The following is a 19,259-nucleotide window of genomic DNA, read 5'->3' on the forward strand; positions in this document are numbered from 1 at the left end:
TAACCAAGTTCTTTCAGGCAGGTTGGGACAAACGGGGGCGATAGTCGATCTGCAATGGGTAAAGCGGAAGAAAACGGTGACCGCGTCGGTAGGATAATGCTGTTCGCGGCAGGGTTCACGCTGGCTGGTCTTGCCGGTGCGCTCGGCATGTCGCCTTTCAACGAACTAGCAAGCGGCGCGCGCGCCACGGTCGGTCTGATAACGGAGGTATCCTCGGACCGCCCGGCGATGCTGATGCCTACCGCTTACCCCGGCGAACAGCTCGTCACGATCGACAAAGAAGCGATTCAGCCAGGACTGACCTTGATCCAAGGGATCATGCCGGGAGGCAATCAGGTTCGTCTGATCTCTGCGGACGGGCGCGAACTGCACCGCTGGCGAGCGGATTTTTTCAAGATATGGCCTGACGCGGCCAAGGTGTTTGGTCGCGACCCTATACCGGCCACCGAAAATCACTATTTCATTCAGGGCATGCACCCCTTCGCTGACGGCTCGCTGCTCGTCAGCTTCGGACAGTTGGGTACGGCCAAGCTGGACCGATGTTCCAACCTCGTGTGGCGCACCGACCGGCAAACACACCATTCGATCACGGCCACGAAAGATGGCAAGGTCTGGATACCCGGCGCAATCTCCGTTTTCGATACGTCCGAAGACCTTTTTCCTGCCGGACTAAACGCGGAAAAACTACACGCCATGGCGGGCGACAATCTGTCCAAGGCGTTCAACAACTCGGTGCTTTTGGTAAACGCGAACGGCAATGTGGAGCGCGAGCTTTCCGTCCTACGCGCCGTTAAGGAAGCAGGTCTTGAGAACGCGCTTTACACCTCGCTGCAGGAAGTGCCGCAGGATCCGATACACCTCAACGACATCGAGATCGTGACGGAGCCGCTGGCGGCGAAGATCGGCGGCGTGGAAGAAGGCGACCTCCTGCTGTCTATTCGCGAAATGAACATGCTCGCCATCATCGATGACGAAACCGGTGTGTTGAAATGGGAAAAGCAGGGTCCGTGGTTGCGTCAACACGATGTCGACATCACGCCGGACGGCAAGATCGAGATTTTCAATAACCGGTCCAAGACCATTGGTGATTGGGTCAAGGGAAGCCAGATACTGTCATTCGATCCCGCGACCGAGCAGGTACGCGTGCTATACCCGGTCGGCAGTCAGGACAATTTCTACTCACACATCATGGGCGCGCACCAGGCGCTGCCCAATGGCAATCGCATGATCGTCGAATCGACCGCAGGCCGCGTCTTCGAAGTGACGCCCGCGGGCGAGATCGTGTGGGATTACCGCCTGCCCTACGACGATGAGGCAGCATCGCTCTTTTCATATGCAATTCGCGTTCCGGAAGATTTCTACAAAGGGGAAGACTTGTCATGTCCTTCACGAACCTGAAGACCGCCGCGCTGGCGGCCATCACGCTGGCGCTGTTCGCCGGTGCCAGCCCGGCCCACGCCTACATGGGCGCGGGCGCAGGGCTTAGCGCAATCGGATCGGTGCTGAGCTTCATCGGCGTCGTCCTGCTGATGATCGTCGGCTTCGTCTGGTATCCGGTAAAGCGCCTGCTTCGCCGCAAGCGCGCCAATGCCGCGATGGAAGACACCGGAGCCGAGTGATGCTGGCTGCCTACCTTGCCACTTGCGTCCTGTTTGCAGGCGCCTTCGCCCTGCTGGGGGTCGTCGGGCGCACGATGACGATGTTCGCCGCGATGCGGGGATCGTTCGCGGTCATGCGCGACCCGGCGATGGACGATCTGGCCAAGGAAAAGGCGATCCAGAAAGGTTCGGTCGAACTGCTCGGCCACCTCGTCGCGGTAGTCGCGATGCTGGCGCTGGCATTCGGGGTGGCCGCGGTCCCGGCGTTGATCGGCAGTTGGGCGGGACTGTTCACGTTTGACGAATTCGTGGCTTTCACGCTGCGGCCCGATGTCCTGATCGCAACGATCGCGGTGTTCACAGGCCTTGCCTTCGTCGTGCGCAAACGACGGATGCAGGCCTGATGGCGGTAGAAGACTACAACTGGGCGGACCGGCTGGTCCACAGGCTCGCGTTCGGAAGCAAGGTGCCGCAGGACGTCCTGTGCGACCTCGAGGCGCAGTTCTATGCGCAGCAGATCGCGCAGCAAAAGGCGATGGCGCCGATCTTCATCACCTCGTTGCCGCGTGCGGGCACCACGGTCCTGCTGGAAGTGCTGGCCCGCCATCCGGCACTCGTCGCGCACAGCTATCGCGACATGCCCTTCGTGCTGTCGCCGATCATCTGGCGCCGCGTGTCGAGCCGCTTTCACGTTGCGCAAGACGCGGCAGAACGCAGCCACGGCGACGGGCTGATGATCAACGTCGACAGCCCCGAAGCTTTCGAGGAAGTGCTTTGGCTGCGCGAGTTTGCCGGACACTACGCCGCGAAAGGCATCAAGACGTGGGACCGCCTTCCGGACGCGTTCGTCAAGACCTTCCGCGATCACATGAAGGCGCTCATCGCCTCACGCGGGGTGGAGCATGGCGGGCGTTATCTGTCGAAGAACAACGCCAATATCGCGCGGTACGGCGCGCTGGCCCGCGCCATGCCCGATGCAAAGTTCCTGCTGCCGCTGCGCCACCCGCTGGACCAGGCCGCGTCGCTTTTGCAGCAGCACGTGCGGGCGATGGCAGAACATGACGCGACGCCCTTTGCCCGTGCCTATACCCGCGATGTCGGCCACTTCGAATTCGGTCGCAATCACCGCCCGATCCTGTTCGGCGAATTCGCGACCGACGGGCTGGACGCGCTGCACATCGACTATTGGCTCGCCTATTGGACTGCGGCCCATCGCCAGTTCGAAAGCGACATGCGCGCCATCGTGCTGGACATGGAAGCGCTGACGAGCGGGGTCACGAAGGTCGAAACGGTCTTCGAAAAGCTCGATCTTGCCCCATCGCCAGAAGCGCAGGCCCATGCCGGCGGCTTGCTGCGCCCCCTGCCCCACCGGCGTGAGGACAGCGGCTGTGACGCGAACCTGCTGAACGCCGCCACCGCCCTTTACGAAACGATCCGCAGCCGGGCGATCTGATCCACAAACGAAAAGGGGCGGCCGAAGCCGCCCCTGTCGTTCCTGCGTTGCCGCGAGGCCTTATTTCGAGAGTTCGACCTGCTCGAAGTCGAGTTCGACCGGCGTTGCGCGGCCGAAGATCGAGACGCTGACCTTGACCTTGCTCTTGTCGAAGTCGAGCTCTTCCACCACGCCGTTGAAGCTGGCGAAGGGGCCGTCGAGAACCTTGACCGAATCGCCGATTTCGTAATCGACGCTGATCTCGCGCTTGGGCTGCGAAGCCATTTCCTCGCGCTGGCCAAAATAGCGGGCGGCCTCGCGCTCGGAGATCGCCTGCGGCTTGTTGTTGTTGCCGAGGAAGCCGGTGACCTTCGGCGTGTTCTTCACGAGGTGATAGATGTCGTCGTTCATCGCCAGCTTGGCGAGGACGTAGCCGGGCATCGTCTTGCGCTCGGTCTGGACCTTCTTGCCGCGCTTGACCTCGGTGACGGTTTCGGACGGAACCTCAACCGCTTCGACGAGCGCTTCGAGACCGGTGCGCTCCGCTTCGGCGAGGATTGCTTCCTTCACCTTGTTTTCAAAGCCGGAGTAGGCGTGGATGATGTACCAGCGAGCCATGTTCTTTTCCTGAATGTGTCTTCGATCAGACCAGCGACAGCAGCCACTGCATGACCGCGCCGAACAGCGAATCGACGCCGAGGAAGAAGACCGACAGGATGACCATCATGATGCCGACGAAGATCGCCGTGCTGGTCGTTTCCTTGCGGGTCGGCCAGACGACCTTGGAGCCTTCTGCTCGGACCTGGCGGAAAAATTCGCCGGGGCTGGTCTTGGCCATCGTGTCTCTTCCTTGACTTGTCGTTCGAACGGACTGTGTTTCGGCATCGGTCCATCGCCGCTCCGAGCGAGGCTGGAGACGGCGTTTAAAGTTCCGATGTCGGAATTGCGGAACTGCCAATAGTATCGCACGCGCCTCGGTGCAAGGGGGGAGACGCCTTTGCAGACCGCTTCACCGCGATTGATCGGCCCGTCATACCCCAATGGACGGTGCAAAGCGCGCGATTGGCGCTTTCCAAGCGTGCGGAGGACCGATAGCAATTGTAACCATTCTGCAATCGGGATCACGGACGGGACAACTGCATGACAGTAGAAGCTCAGGCCGGGGCGGGCCTTATCGACCACGTCACCAACGTATCCGACTTCATCTGGGGCGGCACGTGGAACGGGGAACCTGTCCTTGCCATTGCCGGGCAACCGGTCCCGCCGATGACGATCGTGCTGCTGGGCGTGGGCCTGTGGCTCATGTTCGGGTTGAAGTTCTATCCCTTGCGCAACCTCGGTTCTGCCTTTGCCGGTCTGTTCAAGGGCCGCAAGGGCCAGGGCGCGGGCGAAATCAGCCCCTTTGCCGCGCTGTCGACCGCGCTTTCGGGACAAGTGGGCACCGGTAACCTTGCCGGCGTCGCCACGGCCATCGCGCTGGGCGGGCCGGGCGCGATCTTCTGGATGTGGATCACCGCCCTCATCGGCATGGCCCTGGCCTTTGCCGAAGGTTCGCTGGCCATCCGCTATCGCGAAAAGACCAGCGACGGTACGTATCGCGGCGGCCCGATGAGCTACATCATGATCGGGCTTGGTCCCAAGTGGACGTGGCTGGCCATCGTGTTCTGTATCGGCACGCTGTTCTCCGGCCTTGTCACGGGCAACTCGATTCAGGCGAACGCGGTGGCCGACGGCCTCAACGAACTCTTCGGGATCGAGGAATGGCTGGGCGGCCTGATCACCGCGATTGCCGTGTTCATCGTCATCATCGGCGGCATCAAGTCGATCGGCAACGTCGCCGAAAAGGTCGTGCCCTTCATGGCCTTTGCCTATGTCGCCATGGCGATCGTTGCCATCCTGCTGAACCTGCAGGACATCCCCGAAACCTTCAGCCGGATCTTCGCCGGCGCCTTCAACACCCAGGCGGCCAGCGGCGGTTTCGTCGGCGCGGCTATCGCGCTTGCCATCCGGGCCGGTGTCGCCCGCGGCCTGTTCTCTAACGAGGCGGGCCAGGGTTCGACCCCGATCGCCCACGCCGTCGCACAGACGAACGATCCGGAACTGCAGGGCCGCATGGCAATGCTGGGCACGTTCATCGACACGATCGTGATCTGCACGATGACCGCGCTGGTGATCCTGACCGTCGAAGGCCCGTTCAATCACGCGGGCGAAGCGGTGAAGCACGCGTGGCAGTCCGACCTTCAGGGCTTTGCCGTCACCTCGGGCGCCTTTGCGGCGGCGTTCCCGTTTGCCATCGGGTCGATCCCGATCGGCACGCTGGTCGCCTCGCTCGCGCTCATCCTGTTCGTGTTCACCACGCTGCTGACGTGGAGCTACTACGGCGAACGCGCGATCACCTTCATCTATGACCGCGTGCCCGGATCCACCCGCAAGGGTGAGAAGATTCTCCACATGGGCTGGCGGGTGCTGTGGTGCGTGGTGATCTTCATCGGCTCTTCGCAGGACCTGACGCTGGTCTGGCGCCTTGGTGATATCTCTAACGCGGCGATGGCACTGCCCAACCTGCTCGCGCTCGCGCTGCTGTCAGGCGTGGTGTTCAAGCTGGCCAAGGGACAGCGCAAGGCAGGGCCCGACCACACCCGCGCAACGCCGGAAGAGCCGGAGGAATACTGACGCTTACGGCCACGGCCTAGCATGACGAAGGGCGGCGCGATTCGGTTCGCGCCGCCCTTTTCGTTTGAGCGCGCGACGGGCCGAAGACTGGCACGGATGAACCGCTAACTCAGGTCCCTGAAAGAAGGGCGGGGACAGGCTTGCGCGCCCTTCTGCGCATCGGCAGGGGCGTTGTCGCATCAATCTGAAAGGAAAGTGGCAGGAGTGGCAGGATTCGAACCCGCGGCCCTCGGTTTTGGAGACCGATGCTCTACCAACTGAGCTACACTCCTGCGGGTGGAGCGGCCTCTATCGCCCTTCGCAGCGGCTGACAAGCGCCTCTTGCAAGGAAATTGGTCGCCCGGCGTGACAAGCCCCCGAACGCGCGCCATGATGCCGCCCGATGTCGACCGGCGCTCCTCCCGACAAGTCCCATGCGGTGATCGCGCCAGACCTGCTTCTGCTCGCCTATCGCAGCGGCATCTTCCCGATGGCCGAAAGCCGCGACGATCCGGAAATCATGTGGATCGAACCGCGCGAACGCGCGATCATCCCGCTAGGCGGCCTGCAAGTGTCGCGGTCGCTGGCCAAAGAGCTGAAGCGCGGCCGCTTCACCGTCACCTGCAACCGCGCCTTCGGGCAAGTCATGGCCGAATGTGCGGCCCCCCGCCCGGACGAGGACGGGGAGGAAGGCGAAAGCTGGATCAGCGACCGGATCGTGGCCAGCTATACCCTGCTGCACCGGCTGGGCCATGCCCATTCGGTCGAAGTGTGGGACGGCGAACGGCTGGTCGGTGGGCTTTACGGCGTCGCGTTCCAACGCGTGTTCTGCGGCGAATCGATGTTCAGCCGCGTGTCCAACGCATCGAAGATCGCGCTGTGCTGGCTGGTCGCTGCGATGAAGGAGGCGCGGATGGAACTGCTCGACTGTCAGTTCATGACCGCGCACCTTGCCTCCATGGGCGCGTTGGCCATGCCGCAGTCGGCCTATCTGGAAAAGGTGGAGCAGGCCTGCCGCCCCGCAGATTTCGCGCCTTACGTTCCGCTGCCCGAAGCGTTCGAGGCGCTGGCCGCGGCCTCTTCCTCGCCGGGGAAGGTCATTGCGCAGTCCTTGATCCACACGTCGTAGATCGGATGCTCCATCACGTTGAGTGACGGGCTGTTGAGGAACAACCAGCCCGAAAATACGCGTTTCCAGTCCGGATTGTCGTCCTGGCGATCGTCGGTGGTGAAGACCTGCACGAAAGCGCCTTCTTCCGGCTCGTTGTCCCAAGGCGGGCGGCGTTCGCAGGTCTTCAGGCGAATCAGCACATCGTCGACGCGCCGTTCCTCACCCGGTTTCAGGACGATGTCCTGCGTCAGGTTGTTACGCTTGTTGAGCAGGCCCAGCGTCGCGACACGTTCTTCCATCGGCGTGCCTTCGGGCAAAGTGCCGTCGGGTGCCTGTTCCTCGGTCGCGGAATGAGTTTCGTTGGCCGCGGGCGTCGCGATCGGTTCTTCCGTCTGGACCGCGGGGGTGCCGCCCTCTTCGGACGGTTCGTCGCCGCAGGCGGTCAGCATCAGCGCCGCGCCCAGCGCGAGGGTCGCGGCCTGCAGGGCGCGTCGGCTCACTGGTCGGGCGACCACGCTTCGTAATCGCCGGTCGCACGCGCACGCACGCCGCCTTTTTCAAGCGCGCCCGCAGGGCGATAGGCGCCCGCGGTGCCGGTGGCGTTGGGGGTATAATCAACCTCGAAAATGCGCGGCGGGGGCAAGTGCGATTCGGGAACCGAATCGAAGGACCCGTGCAGCCATCCGTGCCATTCGGCCGGAACGCGGCTGGCGTCGTTGGCGCCGTCGTAGATCACCCAGCGGCGTTCGCGCCCTTGCGCATTCAGCTTCTTCGCGCGGTAATACTTGTTCCCCTGCGCGTCAGTGCCCACGTGCTCGCCATGGCGGCTCGTGTTCATCATGGTCGTAATGGTGGCACCGTTCCACCAGGTGAAGATCTTGCCGAGGATGCTCATGATGCAGGAGCGATTAGCCGCAAGCGCGCGGGCGCGCAACTGCAAGACGCAACCCCACGCGGCAATCCGCGCCCTTATCCCGCCGGAGCGGTGAAAGTGACCCGGTCCCCCGGCTCCAGACCCAGCTGCGCGGCGCGGCCCCCGGCCAGTTCCAGCACGTACATGACCGGCCCGACCGAACGCACCGAATTGAGGTCGTAGGGCTGCGCTTCGGCGCCGATCGAATCCACTGTGCCGTCGGCCTTGATGAAGATGATGTCGAGCGGGATGACCGTGTTCTTCATCCAGAAGCCCTGACGGCTCGGCTGCGAGTCGGTGGTCGAGAAATCGAAAATCATCCCCTCGTCCGCGCCCAGTTCGGTGCGGAACATCAGGCCGCGGCCGCGTTCCTGGGGGGTTCCGGCATATTCGGCGGCGATCTCGTGCGTCTTTCCGTCGATGGTCAGCGTCACCGGCACGATGGCAAGACCCGATACGAGGTGGCGTGCAACGCTCTTCTCGCTCGCCGCGCCTTCGGGCTGCTGTGCCGCAGGGGTGCAACCGCCTGCTGCCATCAGGGCCAGCAGCACAGGTGCCAGTATCGATTTCATCTCTATTCCTCTTCGTCGAGAGCATGGGCCCAGTCGCGGGCCGTGTCCTGATCCGGCGCATCCACCAATTCGCGCGCCGCGTCCAGCGCGTGACCAGCTCGGATCATTGCCGCCACCTGCTTTTCGCGCACGGCCCTGTCGTCCGCCGGTGCCCCTTGCGCGCCGAACGGGCCGAAGCGGCGTTTTTCGGCCATGCGCAAGGCGGCGTGACGCTTTTCGCCTTCCGCGATTTCGTGCCGGTCCTCGCCCGCGATGCCGGCCTGGTCCAGCGCCGCGCCGACGCGCCTTGCGCCATAACCACGTCGCAGCAGGCTTCCGGTCTTCACGCGGGCATATTCTCCGTCGTCGACATAACGCTTTTCCACGAAGCGGGAGACGAGCGCGGCGACGTCCGGCGGGGCCGCGCCCTCGTCCTGCCCTTCCCAACCGCGTTCGCGCAATTTTCGCCGGCAATATCGTTCAAGCGCCTTCGCCGAAGTCGCAAAGCGGGCGACATAGGCGACGGCCAGTTCGTCGAGCGCCGCCGGGGTCAAAGGCTTTCTTACCCTTGCAGCCCGGCTTTTCCGGGGATATTCGCCCTCGCTTCGATCCATCGCGCCATATTCGTGCCACACTCTCGTAACAATGGAAACGGCCTCACGGGTCGCAAGCGGTGGATGTAACAGTAAAAACGGCTCTTGCACCGGGGGGAGCGAATTTCATGCCGTATTCATCGGGCGACAGGCTAGAGCGGCCGGATTTGCAATTGGACGGGAAAGCTAAGTTTTGATGACTCAGACCGCCCCCACGGCTGACACGACCCTCGTTCCCACGCCGAACGCGGATACGCTTGCGCGCCGTTTGGCAGACTTCGACACCTTTGCCGACGCGATCGATTACGCGGCGAAGGGCAATCGCGGCCTGAATTTCCACGATCCGCGCGGCAAGCTGACCCGGGTCTATCCCTATTCCGAACTGCGCGAAGATTCGCTGGCGATGGCCCGCAGGCTGGTCGCCGCCGGGATCAAGCCGGGCGACCGCGTTGCGCTGATCGCTGAAACCGGCACCGAATTCGCGGCCCTGTTCTGCGGCGCAGTCTATGCCGGGGCCTGGCCGGTCCCCCTGCCCCTGCCGACCAGCTTCGGGGGCAAGGAAAGCTATATCGACCAGTTGTCGGTCCAGCTTCAGTCCAGCGACCCCACGGTCCTGTTCTACCCCGCCGAAATCGCCGCCATGACCGAGGCCGCGGCCGAGCGTCAGGGTTGCCAGGGCATCGACTGGAATTCCTTTGCGGAGCGTGAGGCACCCGAAGTCGCGCTGCCGATCTTGAAGCCCGATGACATCTGTTATCTGCAGTATTCCTCCGGCTCGACCCGTTTCCCGCACGGCGTTGCCGTCACGCACCGCGCGCTGTTGTCGAACCTTGCCAGCCACTCGCACGGCATGTGTCTTGCCGAAAACGACCGCTGCATATCGTGGCTGCCGTGGTATCACGACATGGGCTTGGTCGGCTGTTTCCTCTCGCTCATCGCGAACCAGGTTTCGGGCGATTACCTGAAGACAGAGGATTTCGCCCGCCGCCCGCTGGCGTGGCTGGACCTTATCAGCCGCAACGAAGGCGATTCCATCTCGTACTCGCCGACCTTCGGATACGACATCTGCGCCCGCCGCATTTCCAGCCAGTCGAACGTTGCCGAACGGTTCGACCTGTCGCGCTGGCGGCTTGCGGGCAACGGCGCGGACATGATCCGTCCCGACGTGATGCAAGGCTTCGTCGACGCCTTTGCCGAGGCCGGTTTCAAGGCCAATGCCTTCACGCCCAGCTACGGCCTTGCCGAAGCGACGCTGGCCGTGACGATCATGCCGCCGGGCGAAGGCATCCGTGTCGAACTGGTCGAGGAAGAGCGTCTTTCCGGCACTCCGCGCGATCTTTCGCGCCCGGCCCGTTATCGCGCCATCGTCAATTGCGGCAAGGCCGTGAAGGACATGGAAGTCGTGATCCGGGGCGAGGATGGCCGCGAACTGGCCGATCACCGCATCGGCAAGGTCTGGTGCCGCGGGCCCAGCGTCATGCACTCCTATTTCCGCGATCCCGAAGCGACCGAGGCGTGCCTGTTCCCGAGCGAGGACGACAACGGCCCGTGGCTGGATACCGGCGACATGGGTTACATGGTGGACGGTTACCTGTTCATCGTCGGCCGCGCCAAGGACATGATCATCATCAACGGCAAGAACCACTGGCCCCAGGATATCGAATGGGCCGTGGAACAGCTGCCGGGCTTCCATCAGGGCGACATCGCCGCATTCGCGGTACAGGCCGAAAACGGCGAGGAAGTACCCGCCGTCCTTGTCCACTGCCGCATCTCCGATCCGGTCGAGCGTGTGAAGCTGCACGACCAGATCCGCGACAAGGTGCGTTCGATTACCGGCATGAACTGCGTCGTCGAACTCGTCCCGCCGCGCACGCTGCCCCGCACGTCATCGGGCAAGCTGAGCCGCGCCAAGGCCAAGAAGCTTTACCTGTCCGGCGAGATCGAGCCTTACCAGCTCGCCGCCTGAGAGTTGATCGCCTGAACCTTATCGGTTGGAGAGGAGGGGCGGCCCCACGTAGGGCCGCCTCATTCCGCTTCCAAGCCGCTGATATGCTCCATCAGCCCCAGAGAAGGGGCCAAAGCACCATGATCAGCCCGACCACGCTGATCAGGAATACGATCGTCCTGACGACCGGAATGCCCGCCCAGTAAAGCGGCAGGTAGACGATCCGCGCGCCCAGCCAGATCCAACCGCCCAGCGCGGTCATGTCGCTGGTCTTGCCCGCGGCCACAACGCCCAGAAGACCGATGATCGCGATCGGCAGCGTTTCCTGAAAATTGTCGCGCGCCCTTTCCAGCCGGGCCGGTACGGGATTGAGCGGGGGCATGTCCTCGTCCCGCGCGCCGGTGTTCCATTTCGTCCCGTATTGCTTCGTCTTGAAATGGACGGCCGTAAAGATGTGCACCAGCAGCAGGATCGCCGCATAGACCAGTATCCTGATTTCAATAGCCATCATCATTCCTCTCTCGAAAGCGTGTCGGGCGTAGCCCAGGCGGTCCGGACGAGGCCGTTCGTCCCGCGCGTATCCTCGACTATGATCGGCACCTGCTTTTCCTCCAGCGCCTTTCGCACGGGCGCGATATCCGCTGCCGTACCGATCAGGCGGACCGGCGCGTTGATGCGCTGTGCCGACCAGGCGATCAGGTCCACGGCCACTTGCCCCTCTGTCGTCAGCACGCGGCCGTCAGGCACGGTTCCATCCTCCGCCGCAGGTGGCGCCTGGGTCCGCACGTCAGGCAGCGGCCCAGCCGGGGGCAGGAGCGTGACCTGCCAGCGCGGCACACTTTGCGCGATGCGCGTCTCCAGCGCGGCGTAAGTCGCCAGCTTCGCGCCGGGCAACGGGGCTGCCGTCACTTGCGCGCGGCGCGCCTCCCGGTCGACGAAGACGTCGGCCTCGCGCACTCCGGCGATAAGCGCGAGCCTTCCGACAAGATCGCGAACCTCGCGGTCGTTCGCCGCCTGCTCCCTTGCCCGCGCGGCGCTCAATTCGGCCTGTTCGGCGGCAGACGCGCTGGTCCCCACCTCGAACTGGTCCAGTGTCAGGGCGACCGGCGCTTCCATGATGCGCGAAAGCCGGCGGGACACCGCTTCTTCGGCCCCGGAACGCAGTTCGGGCGTCAGCACCGTGGCGTTGACCGAGATGGGGTCGGCATCGAAATCGATGTCGATCTGCGAAACGCGGGCCTTGCCGGGAAAGCTGTCCAGAATGGCGCTGTTGGCCAGGCGCTGGGCGTTCGATTCCCTCGCGATGGACACCAGCGACAGGCCCAGCGGCACGGCAAGCCCGGCAAAGGCGATGACGACAAGGACGTCCTGCAGCCGCGTCTGCTTGTCCGAAAGCTGCGTGTGAAACCCATAAAGCCGCGCCATCATCATGGCGGTCAGCGCGATGGTGATCAGGTTGGTGACGTAAAGCAGCAGCGCGCCCGAAAAGACCGTCCAGTTGAGCGTGGCAAGGCCAAAGCCCACCACGGCCAGAGGCGGCATCAACGCGGTCGCGATGGCAACGCCGACGACCGTACCCTCGCGCCCGCGGATCATCGCATAGGCACCGGCAAGTGCGGAAAAGAACGCGATGAACAGGTCGAACAGGTTGGGCCGCGTGCGTGCCGCGATTTCGGGCGTCACGGTCTGCAGCGGCGAGATCGCGACGATCAGCGCGGTGAACAGCACGGCCAGCACCGTACCGATGGCAAGCGCGCGCAGCGACTTGCGCATCCAGGCATAGTCCCCCGTCGCCAGTGCAAAGCCGAGGCCGATGATCGGCCCCATGAGCGGCGAGAGAAGCATGGCGCCGATAACGACGGCAGGCGACGACAGGAGCAGGCCCAGCACCGCGATACCCGCCGACATGGCCAGCATGAACATGTAGCGGGCCGAGATGACCGCCTCTTCGCGGCGATTCTCGATGACGGAACTTTGGTCGACCGTGTTCACGACCGAATGCCGCCACCACAGCCTGAGCGACAGCAGCACGCCGGTAAAGCTGGTCCTGGCGCGGCGCACCGCGTCTGATTGTTCTACCATCGGTCTTCCCCGCGGCGGGCTCCATCCTCGCTCGTCATCCCGCCGTCATAGCGGACGCAGGGCTGCTGTCGAGAACGGGCGATCGTTGTGCAATGCAAAAAATTTCGCGCCCCGCCCTTCACAGCGGCGACCTTGTTCCTAAACTCGGACCGGATGACACAGCCGAATCACGAGGGCCAGAGCCCCGCCGCCGATCGCCGGACCGCCGAACATCCCGCGCATCTTGGCGACTATGCCAATCTCGAATTGTGGCCCATCGGCAATTGCCAGGCATCGGCACTGGTCGACCGGCACGGGACTTTCACCTGGGCCTGCATCCCGCGCGTCGATGGCGATCCGGTGTTCTGTTCGCTGCTCGACAACGGCCGTTCCAAGGACGAGGCGATCGGTTTCTGGTCCATCGACATGGAAGGCGGCGGCGTCGTTTCGCAGGAATACATCCGCAACACGCCGATCCTGAAGACAACATACGCCGACGATCACGGCAACGCGCTCGAAGTGCTCGATTTCTGTCCGCGTTATCGCGACAAGGGCCGCATCTATCGCCCCGTCGCCTTCGTGCGCGTGGTCCGCCCCGTCAGCGGCAGCCCGCGCATTCGCATGGCGCTGCGCCCGGCGGCCGAATATGGCGCGCAAATGCCCGAACGCAGCTTCGGGTCCAGCCACATAACCTTCAAGATCCCGGCCATGGCCATGCGCCTGACGACCGATGCGCCCATCGGGCTGGTCCAGCAGGAAACCGCCTTTCGCGTCGAACGCCAGCTGCATTTCTTCTTCGGGCCGGACGAAAGCTTCTCGACCAGCCTTGAAAGCGGCATTGGCGACATGCTGTCCCGCACGGCCAAGGAATGGCGCCACTGGGTGCGCGGGCTTGCCATTCCGTTCGAATGGCAGGACGCCGTCATCCGCGCCGCGATCGGGCTGAAACTGTGCCAGCACGAAGATACCGGCGCGATTGTCGCGGCGCTGACCACCTCTATTCCCGAACACGCGGATTCCGGGCGGAACTGGGACTATCGCTACTGCTGGATCCGCGATTCCTATTACACGGTGCAGGCGCTGAACCGGATCGGCGCGCTCGACGTGCTGGAAAGCTATCTGGGTTTCCTGCGCAACATCGTCGACAATGCCAACGGCGGTCACATTCACCCGATGTTCGACGTGCGCGGCAATCCCGAACTGCCCGAGGGAGAGGCCGAGCATCTTGCCGGGTATCGCGGCATGGGGCCGGTGCGCATCGGCAATGCGGCCTGGTTCCAGATCCAGCATGACGCCTATGGCCAGATCGTCCTGTCAAGCGCCCAGGCCTTTGCCGACCGCCGCCTGCTGCGCATGAGCGGGGTGGAAGATTTCCGGCAGCTGGAAAAGGTGGGCGAACGCGCGCTGTCCGTCTGGGATCAACCTGACGCGGGGCTTTGGGAACTGCGCAATTCCAGCCACGTGCACACATACTCGGCCGCCATGTGCTGGGCCGCCTGCGACCGGCTGGCCCATGCGGCACAGGAACTGGAGCTCAAGGACCGCGAGGCATACTGGCGCGAAAACGCCGCGCGCCTGCGCGAAGAGATCATGGAAAAGAGCTGGAACGAGGAAGAGGGCCTGATTTCCTCGACCTTCGGCGGCAAGATGCGCGATGCCTCGATCATCCAGCTGCTCGACCTTCGCTTCATCGCCAAGGACGATCCAAAAATCCACTCAACCCTGAAAGTCGTGGAGAAATCGCTGCGGCGGGGCGACCACATGCTGCGTTACGACAGCAAGGACGACTTCGGCGTGCCGCATACCGCGTTCAACGTCGCGACCTTCTGGCTGATAGAGGCGCTGTCGCTGACCGGTCAGGCCGAAGAGGCGCGACGCCTGTTCGAAGTCATGCTGGACCGCCGGACCGGCGCAGGCATGTTGAGCGAGGACATCGATCCCGCCTCACTCGAACTATGGGGCAACTACCCCCAGACCTATTCGCTGGTAGGGATCATCAACTGCGCGGTCATGCTGACCAAAAGCTGGAACGAATACCGCTAGGGCGTGCGGGGCGGGCCGGGAAACCGTCCCGCCCCTTGCTCGATCAGTTGATGGCTTCTTCGCCGGCGCGGCCGACCGAACTGATATCCTCGCCAAGGCCCTTCACGGTATTGCAGGCGGCAAGGCCCATGACGATGGAGACGAGCGCAGCGCCCTGGACGATTTTGCGGATCATGGTTCGTGTTCTCTTGATGAAATGGTGGCCCATAATAGGCGAGCCATCCCTTTCAGGGAATATCGATTGCCCACAGATGAACCGCCGGGGTTGCAACCCCTTCGGTTTGCGGCATGATCGCCCGATGGATCGCATGACGAGCCCTCATGGCCGCAAACCGCCCGCAATTCTTGCCACGCTGCTTGCCTGCCCCTTGCTGCTGTTCTGCCTCGCCCTGCTTGTCCCCGCGACCGCGGCGGCACAGGACGGCGCGGAAATGCGCATCGCCACGCGTGAGGCACCCCCTTTCGCGATGAAGGACGACGACGGCCGCTGGCAAGGGCTCGCCATCGAACTGTGGCGCGCGGTGGCCGAAGAAAACGGATATGATTACACTCTGGTCGAAACCGACCTGCCCGACATGATCGGCGGCGTCGCCAGCGGCGAATACGATGCCAGCGTCGGTGCGCTCACCATCACGCAGGCCCGCGAAGAGGATGTCGATTTCAGCCACCCCTTCTACGCCACCGGCTTCGGCATTGCCGTGCGCAAGGAACCGGCGTCCTACTTCTCGCTGATTGGCAAGTTCTTTTCGTGGGATTTCATGAAGACGCTTGCCGTTCTGGTCGCGATGCTGACCGTAGTCGGCGTGCTGTTCTGGCTGGCAGAGCGCAAGCGCAATTCGGATGAATTCGCCAGCGATGCAAAAGGTATCGGGTCGGGTTTCTGGTTCGCTGCGGTGACGATGACGACGGTGGGTTACGGCGACAAGGCGCCGCGCACCCCGGCGGGCAAGATCGTCGCGCTGATCTGGATGTTCACCGCCCTGCTGATCATTTCCACCATCACCGGCATGATCGCATCGTCGCTGACGGCCGACCGGCTGGAAGGCGCGGTCACCGGGCCGGGCGACCTCAACGGTGTGCGCGTGGGCACGATTTCGGATTCGGCAGGAGAGGAGTGGCTGGCCCGCGACGGGATCAGATCGACCGGTTTTTCCAAGGTTTCCGACGGGCTGGCGGCATTGGGCGCAGGAGAGATCGACGCTTTCGTGCATGACGACCCCCTGCTGCGCTATTCCGTGGGGCGCGGTGAGCTTGGCGACTTGCGGGTCCTGCCCGGTTCGTTCGGGCGGCAGGACTATGGCATCGCCCTCCCCGAAGACAGCCCCCTGCGCGAAGACGTGAACATCGCGCTTCTGCGTCATATCGAAAGCGACGACTGGCTGGCTCATATCACGCGGCAACTGGGGCCGACCGAATGACGGGACGGGCCGCCTGAGGGATGCGTTCGGCAGTCCTTGAAATACGTGTCTTACATAGCTAATACAGTTACTGAACCACTGGGGCCTGTGCGCTCTTCAATTACGGGATGACCATGGCAGAACAGCCGACCGCAACTGCGACCGCAACCGAACTCTCGCTGGAGGCACCCAGCCCCGTTCCCGACGTGAAGCCCGAAAAGGCCGCAGGGCTGGTCCCGGTCGAGGAAGAGACGAGGTCCAAGCTGGAGGCGAAGGTCGACCTTTTCGTCACGGACCTGATCGCGCAGGATGCCAATTCGCCCGAATTCGGCAAAAAGGTCGACCAGCTGACCAACATGGGCCGCAAGGAAATCATGGCGGCATCGTCGATGTCGAACCGTTTCCTGGACCGCCCGGTTCGCGCGATGGATGCCGACACCGGCATCGGCGCGGACCTGACCGAATTACGCCAGACGGTCGAGGATCTGGACCCCGGCCGCAAGGGCAAGCTGACGGGGCGCAAGCTGTTCGGCATCATCCCGTTCGGCAACAAGCTGAAAGGCTATTTCGACAGCTATACCAGCGCGCAGGGCCACATTCAGGCGATCCTGGCCCGTCTTGCCAGCGGCAAGGACGAACTGTTGATGGACAATGCCGCCATCGACGTCGAACGGCAGAAGCTGTGGGACGCGATGGGCAAGCTTGAGCAGATGATCCACATCTCCAAGACGCTCGACGGCAAGCTTGAGGACGCGGCGAACGACCTTGATGCGACCGATCCCGCCAAAGCCAAGGCGATCCGCGAATCCGCACTGTTCTACACGCGTCAGCGCACGCAGGACCTGCTGACGCAAATGGCGGTCAGCGTTCAGGGCTACCTCGCGCTCGACCTGGTGAAGAAGAACAACGTCGAACTGGTGAAGGGCGTGGACCGCGCCAGCACGACGACCGTGTCGGCCCTGCGCACCGCGGTCACCGTGGCGCAGGCGATGACCAACCAGAGGCTGGTCCTGGGCCAGATCACCGCGCTCAACGACACGACGGCGGGGATCATCGATTCCACCAGCACGCTGCTGCGCGACCAGACCGGCAAGATTCACGAACAGGCCGCATCCAGCACGATCCCGCTGGAAACGCTGCAGCGCGCCTTCCAGAACATCTACGACACGATGGACACGATCGACACGTTCAAGCTGAAGGCGCTCGATTCGATGAAACAGACGGTCGACACCCTGTCTGACGAGGTCGAACGGTCGCGCGGCTACATCGCCCGCGCCGAAGGGGCGTCCAAGGCCCAGATCGATACGCAGAACAACCCGCTGCTGAGCCTGGATAGCTGAACGCGCGACCCATGGCCGACAGCACGCACGATACATCCCGCATCATGGACGGGGCCCGCACCAGCCTCGCGGTGAACCGCACCGGCGGCTATCACCGCGGGTCCATCGGCGCCGGTTCCGCGCGGCTGAAGCGGGAGCATGCGGCAAAGAAGTTCAAGCGGATCTTCTTCGCGCTGGCCGCCATCGTGATCGCGGCGATGGGCTTCGGCCTGTTCATCAGTGCGCTGGGTTTCGAAGGACTGTTCATCACCGTCCTGCTGGCGGTCATCGCCGTCTTCGTCCTGTCGAAGTTTCCCCGGATCAAGGTGCCCAAGGCGGCAACGCTGTCGCGCGGCGATCTTCAGCAGAACGTGGCGAAGACCGAACTGTGGCTGGAACACCAGCGCCCCGCCCTGCCCGCGCCCGCCGTGACGCTGGTCGACCAGATCGGCGTTCAACTCGACGGATTGGGCGTGCAGCTTCAGGGTCTGGACGAAAACACCCCCGCCGCCGTTTCGGTCCGCAATCTCGTCACGCGCGACCTGCCAGAGGTCGTGTCCAGTTATACCAGGATACCGCGCCACTTGCGCTCAACGGAAAGCGCGGGCAGCACGCCCGACCGGCAAGTTACCGAGAGCCTTGAGAGCATCAGCCGCGAGATCGACACCGTGACGCGCCAGCTGGCCGAAGGCGATCTCGATGCCCTGGCCGTGCGGACCCGCTATCTCGACTACAAATATGGCAGCGCGATGGACGAAACGGCCGCCCTGCCCCCACCCGGCGCGCCCGATCCGGCGCTGCCACCGGTCAGCCCCGCGCCAAAGGCGCTGGGCGAAACAGACCCGCTTGCACCTGAATCTTCATCCAAGGAAAACTGACATGCGCGTAGCCGTGCCGCACTCCCTCCCCAAGGCGGAGGTGCGCCGTCGCCTCAACGACAAACAGGATTCGATTTCCGGCTTCGTGCCGGGCGGCATGGCCGATATCGAGACCAGCTGGGCCAGCGAAGATCGCATGGTCATGACCATCCGCGCCATGGGCCAGGAACTGACCGGCAACGTCGATATCGAGGACGCGGCCGTCGTCTTCACGATCGACCTGCCGCCTGCGCTGTCCTTCGTCGAGCCGATGATTTCCGGCGCAATCGAACAGAAGGGTCGCAAGCTGCTGAGCTAAAGGTCGCGGTCCAGTTCGAGGTAGGCCAGCGGGACGCGTAGCTGTTCCGAGGCGACCCGCGTTTCCATCAGGAACAGGACGAGGCCACCCAGCAGGAATGCGATGGCCGAGGCAAAGGAGATCGCAACCGCCGGTTCGGTCGCCGCGTGCAGGAACTGGTTCGAAAAGATCAGCACGACGGTAATCCCGATCGTAATCGCGCTGAGCACCATCGACAGCTGCGCACGCCCGATCAGGGTGGTGCGGCGGGCCAGCATGCGCAGTTCGCGTACGCTGGCGTCATGGGCCTCGCCCTCTGATTCGCGGAACGCGACCTGCATTTCGCGGGTCCGGTCGACAACGCGCGACAGCCGCGACGCCATCATGTTGAGAATGTTGCCGATGGCGACGAGCACGAACACCGGCGCGAGCGCGAGTTGGATGGTCTGTACGATCATGCGGCTCTTCTAACCGCGCCCGCGCCCCGCG

General features: G+C 63.6%; 22 protein-coding genes and 1 tRNA gene. 12 read left to right on the forward strand and 11 right to left on the reverse strand.

Features of this window, described 5'->3' with window-relative positions:
- Nucleotides 1-54: 54 nt before the first annotated feature.
- Genes FAX90_RS05835 through FAX90_RS05850 form a run of 4 tightly spaced genes read left to right on the forward strand, consistent with a single transcriptional unit; the run spans nt 55 to nt 3,051 of the window.
- On the forward strand, nt 55-1,398 hold the full coding sequence (locus FAX90_RS05835) for an arylsulfotransferase family protein (protein WP_144096345.1): 1,344 nt from the start codon (nt 55-57) through the stop codon (nt 1,396-1,398).
- Nucleotides 1,380-1,619 (forward strand): hypothetical protein, encoded by a 240-nt coding sequence (locus FAX90_RS05840; RefSeq protein WP_205700620.1) that lies wholly within the window; start codon nt 1,380-1,382, stop codon nt 1,617-1,619. Before FAX90_RS05835 ends, FAX90_RS05840 begins: the two co-directional genes overlap by 19 nt.
- Complete coding sequence (locus tag FAX90_RS05845; protein WP_144096346.1) at nt 1,619-2,002, forward strand: hypothetical protein; 384 nt, start codon at nt 1,619-1,621, stop codon at nt 2,000-2,002. Before FAX90_RS05840 ends, FAX90_RS05845 begins: the two co-directional genes overlap by 1 nt.
- Complete coding sequence (locus tag FAX90_RS05850; RefSeq protein WP_144096347.1) at nt 2,002-3,051, forward strand: sulfotransferase; 1,050 nt, start codon at nt 2,002-2,004, stop codon at nt 3,049-3,051. Before FAX90_RS05845 ends, FAX90_RS05850 begins: the two co-directional genes overlap by 1 nt.
- A 60-nt stretch (nt 3,052-3,111) precedes the next feature.
- Here FAX90_RS05850 and nusG read toward each other — a convergent pair whose 3' ends face one another.
- Both nusG and secE read right to left on the reverse strand, forming a co-directional pair.
- The gene (gene nusG / locus FAX90_RS05855) at nt 3,112-3,648 is read right to left on the reverse strand and encodes a transcription termination/antitermination protein NusG (protein ID WP_144096348.1); all 537 of its coding nucleotides are present in this window, start codon (nt 3,646-3,648) and stop codon (nt 3,112-3,114) included.
- Between the two features lie 25 nt (nt 3,649-3,673).
- A complete protein-coding gene (gene secE, locus FAX90_RS05860) occupies nt 3,674-3,868 on the reverse strand; it encodes a preprotein translocase subunit SecE (RefSeq protein WP_144096349.1) in 195 nt (64 codons plus the stop codon).
- A gap of 302 nt (nt 3,869-4,170) precedes the next feature.
- On the opposite strand from secE, the gene FAX90_RS05865 reads away from it, so the two are divergent.
- Nucleotides 4,171-5,703, forward strand: a complete 1,533-nt coding sequence (locus FAX90_RS05865) for an alanine/glycine:cation symporter family protein (protein WP_144096350.1) — start codon at nt 4,171-4,173, stop codon at nt 5,701-5,703.
- A gap of 196 nt (nt 5,704-5,899) precedes the next feature.
- Here FAX90_RS05865 and FAX90_RS05870 read toward each other — a convergent pair.
- Nucleotides 5,900-5,975, reverse strand: a tRNA-Trp gene (locus FAX90_RS05870).
- A 110-nt stretch (nt 5,976-6,085) separates the two neighbouring features.
- Between FAX90_RS05870 and aat the strand changes: the two genes are divergently transcribed.
- The gene (gene aat / locus FAX90_RS05875; protein WP_205700621.1) at nt 6,086-6,811 is read left to right on the forward strand and encodes a leucyl/phenylalanyl-tRNA--protein transferase; all 726 of its coding nucleotides are present in this window, start codon (nt 6,086-6,088) and stop codon (nt 6,809-6,811) included.
- On the opposite strand, the gene FAX90_RS05880 is transcribed toward aat, so the two are convergent.
- From FAX90_RS05880 to FAX90_RS05895, 4 genes are all read right to left on the reverse strand, one after another.
- Nucleotides 6,718-7,293 (reverse strand): DUF2155 domain-containing protein, encoded by a 576-nt coding sequence (locus tag FAX90_RS05880; RefSeq protein ID WP_240704746.1) that lies wholly within the window; start codon nt 7,291-7,293, stop codon nt 6,718-6,720. The genes aat and FAX90_RS05880 overlap by 94 nt on opposite strands.
- Nucleotides 7,290-7,688 (reverse strand): NADH:ubiquinone oxidoreductase subunit NDUFA12, encoded by a 399-nt coding sequence (locus FAX90_RS05885; protein WP_144096351.1) that lies wholly within the window; start codon nt 7,686-7,688, stop codon nt 7,290-7,292. The genes FAX90_RS05880 and FAX90_RS05885 overlap by 4 nt, the downstream gene beginning before the upstream one ends.
- Before the next feature lie 74 nt (nt 7,689-7,762).
- Complete coding sequence (locus FAX90_RS05890; protein ID WP_240704747.1) at nt 7,763-8,278, reverse strand: DUF192 domain-containing protein; 516 nt, start codon at nt 8,276-8,278, stop codon at nt 7,763-7,765.
- 2 nt (nt 8,279-8,280) lie between these two features.
- On the reverse strand, nt 8,281-8,892 hold the full coding sequence (locus tag FAX90_RS05895; protein WP_240704748.1) for a regulatory protein RecX: 612 nt from the start codon (nt 8,890-8,892) through the stop codon (nt 8,281-8,283).
- Between the two features lie 154 nt (nt 8,893-9,046).
- Here FAX90_RS05895 and FAX90_RS05900 point away from each other — a divergent pair, with 154 nt between their 5' ends.
- A complete protein-coding gene (locus FAX90_RS05900; RefSeq protein ID WP_144096352.1) occupies nt 9,047-10,816 on the forward strand; it encodes a fatty acyl-AMP ligase in 1,770 nt (589 codons plus the stop codon).
- 91 nt (nt 10,817-10,907) lie between these two features.
- Here the strand turns inward: FAX90_RS05900 and FAX90_RS05905 are convergent, their stop codons facing one another.
- Both FAX90_RS05905 and FAX90_RS05910 read right to left on the reverse strand, forming a co-directional pair.
- On the reverse strand, nt 10,908-11,303 hold the full coding sequence (locus FAX90_RS05905; protein WP_144096353.1) for an MAPEG family protein: 396 nt from the start codon (nt 11,301-11,303) through the stop codon (nt 10,908-10,910).
- Between the two features lie 2 nt (nt 11,304-11,305).
- A complete protein-coding gene (locus tag FAX90_RS05910; RefSeq protein ID WP_144096354.1) occupies nt 11,306-12,877 on the reverse strand; it encodes a DUF389 domain-containing protein in 1,572 nt (523 codons plus the stop codon).
- Nucleotides 12,878-13,030: 153 nt separating this feature from the next.
- On the opposite strand from FAX90_RS05910, the gene FAX90_RS05915 reads away from it, so the two are divergent.
- Nucleotides 13,031-14,899 carry a glycoside hydrolase family 15 protein gene (locus FAX90_RS05915; RefSeq protein ID WP_144096355.1) on the forward strand — a complete coding sequence of 623 codons (1,869 nt, stop codon included), beginning with the start codon at nt 13,031-13,033 and terminating at the stop codon, nt 14,897-14,899.
- A gap of 43 nt (nt 14,900-14,942) precedes the next feature.
- Here FAX90_RS05915 and FAX90_RS05920 read toward each other — a convergent pair whose 3' ends face one another.
- Entirely contained in the window at nt 14,943-15,074 is a 132-nt protein-coding gene (locus FAX90_RS05920) for an entericidin A/B family lipoprotein (protein ID WP_144096356.1), read from the reverse strand.
- A 124-nt stretch (nt 15,075-15,198) separates the two neighbouring features.
- On the opposite strand from FAX90_RS05920, the gene FAX90_RS05925 reads away from it, so the two are divergent.
- The 4 genes from FAX90_RS05925 to FAX90_RS05940 all read left to right on the forward strand — a co-directional run bounded on the left by FAX90_RS05925 (nt 15,199) and on the right by FAX90_RS05940 (nt 18,791).
- Complete coding sequence (locus FAX90_RS05925; protein WP_240704749.1) at nt 15,199-16,317, forward strand: transporter substrate-binding domain-containing protein; 1,119 nt, start codon at nt 15,199-15,201, stop codon at nt 16,315-16,317.
- 107 nt (nt 16,318-16,424) lie between these two features.
- Nucleotides 16,425-17,636, forward strand: a complete 1,212-nt coding sequence (locus tag FAX90_RS05930) for a toxic anion resistance protein (protein ID WP_240704750.1) — start codon at nt 16,425-16,427, stop codon at nt 17,634-17,636.
- Nucleotides 17,637-17,647: 11 nt separating this feature from the next.
- On the forward strand, nt 17,648-18,493 hold the full coding sequence (locus FAX90_RS05935; protein ID WP_205700622.1) for a hypothetical protein: 846 nt from the start codon (nt 17,648-17,650) through the stop codon (nt 18,491-18,493).
- A gap of 1 nt (nt 18,494) precedes the next feature.
- Nucleotides 18,495-18,791, forward strand: a complete 297-nt coding sequence (locus FAX90_RS05940) for a polyhydroxyalkanoic acid system family protein (protein WP_144096357.1) — start codon at nt 18,495-18,497, stop codon at nt 18,789-18,791.
- Here the strand turns inward: FAX90_RS05940 and FAX90_RS05945 are convergent.
- The gene (locus tag FAX90_RS05945; protein WP_144096358.1) at nt 18,788-19,228 is read right to left on the reverse strand and encodes a DUF2721 domain-containing protein; all 441 of its coding nucleotides are present in this window, start codon (nt 19,226-19,228) and stop codon (nt 18,788-18,790) included. The two genes, FAX90_RS05940 and FAX90_RS05945, sit on opposite strands and share 4 nt — an antisense overlap.
- Between the last annotated feature and the right edge of the window lie 31 nt (nt 19,229-19,259).

The sequence above is a fragment of the Croceicoccus sediminis genome (assembly GCF_007570835.1).
Classification (GTDB): domain Bacteria; phylum Pseudomonadota; class Alphaproteobacteria; order Sphingomonadales; family Sphingomonadaceae; genus Croceicoccus; species Croceicoccus sediminis.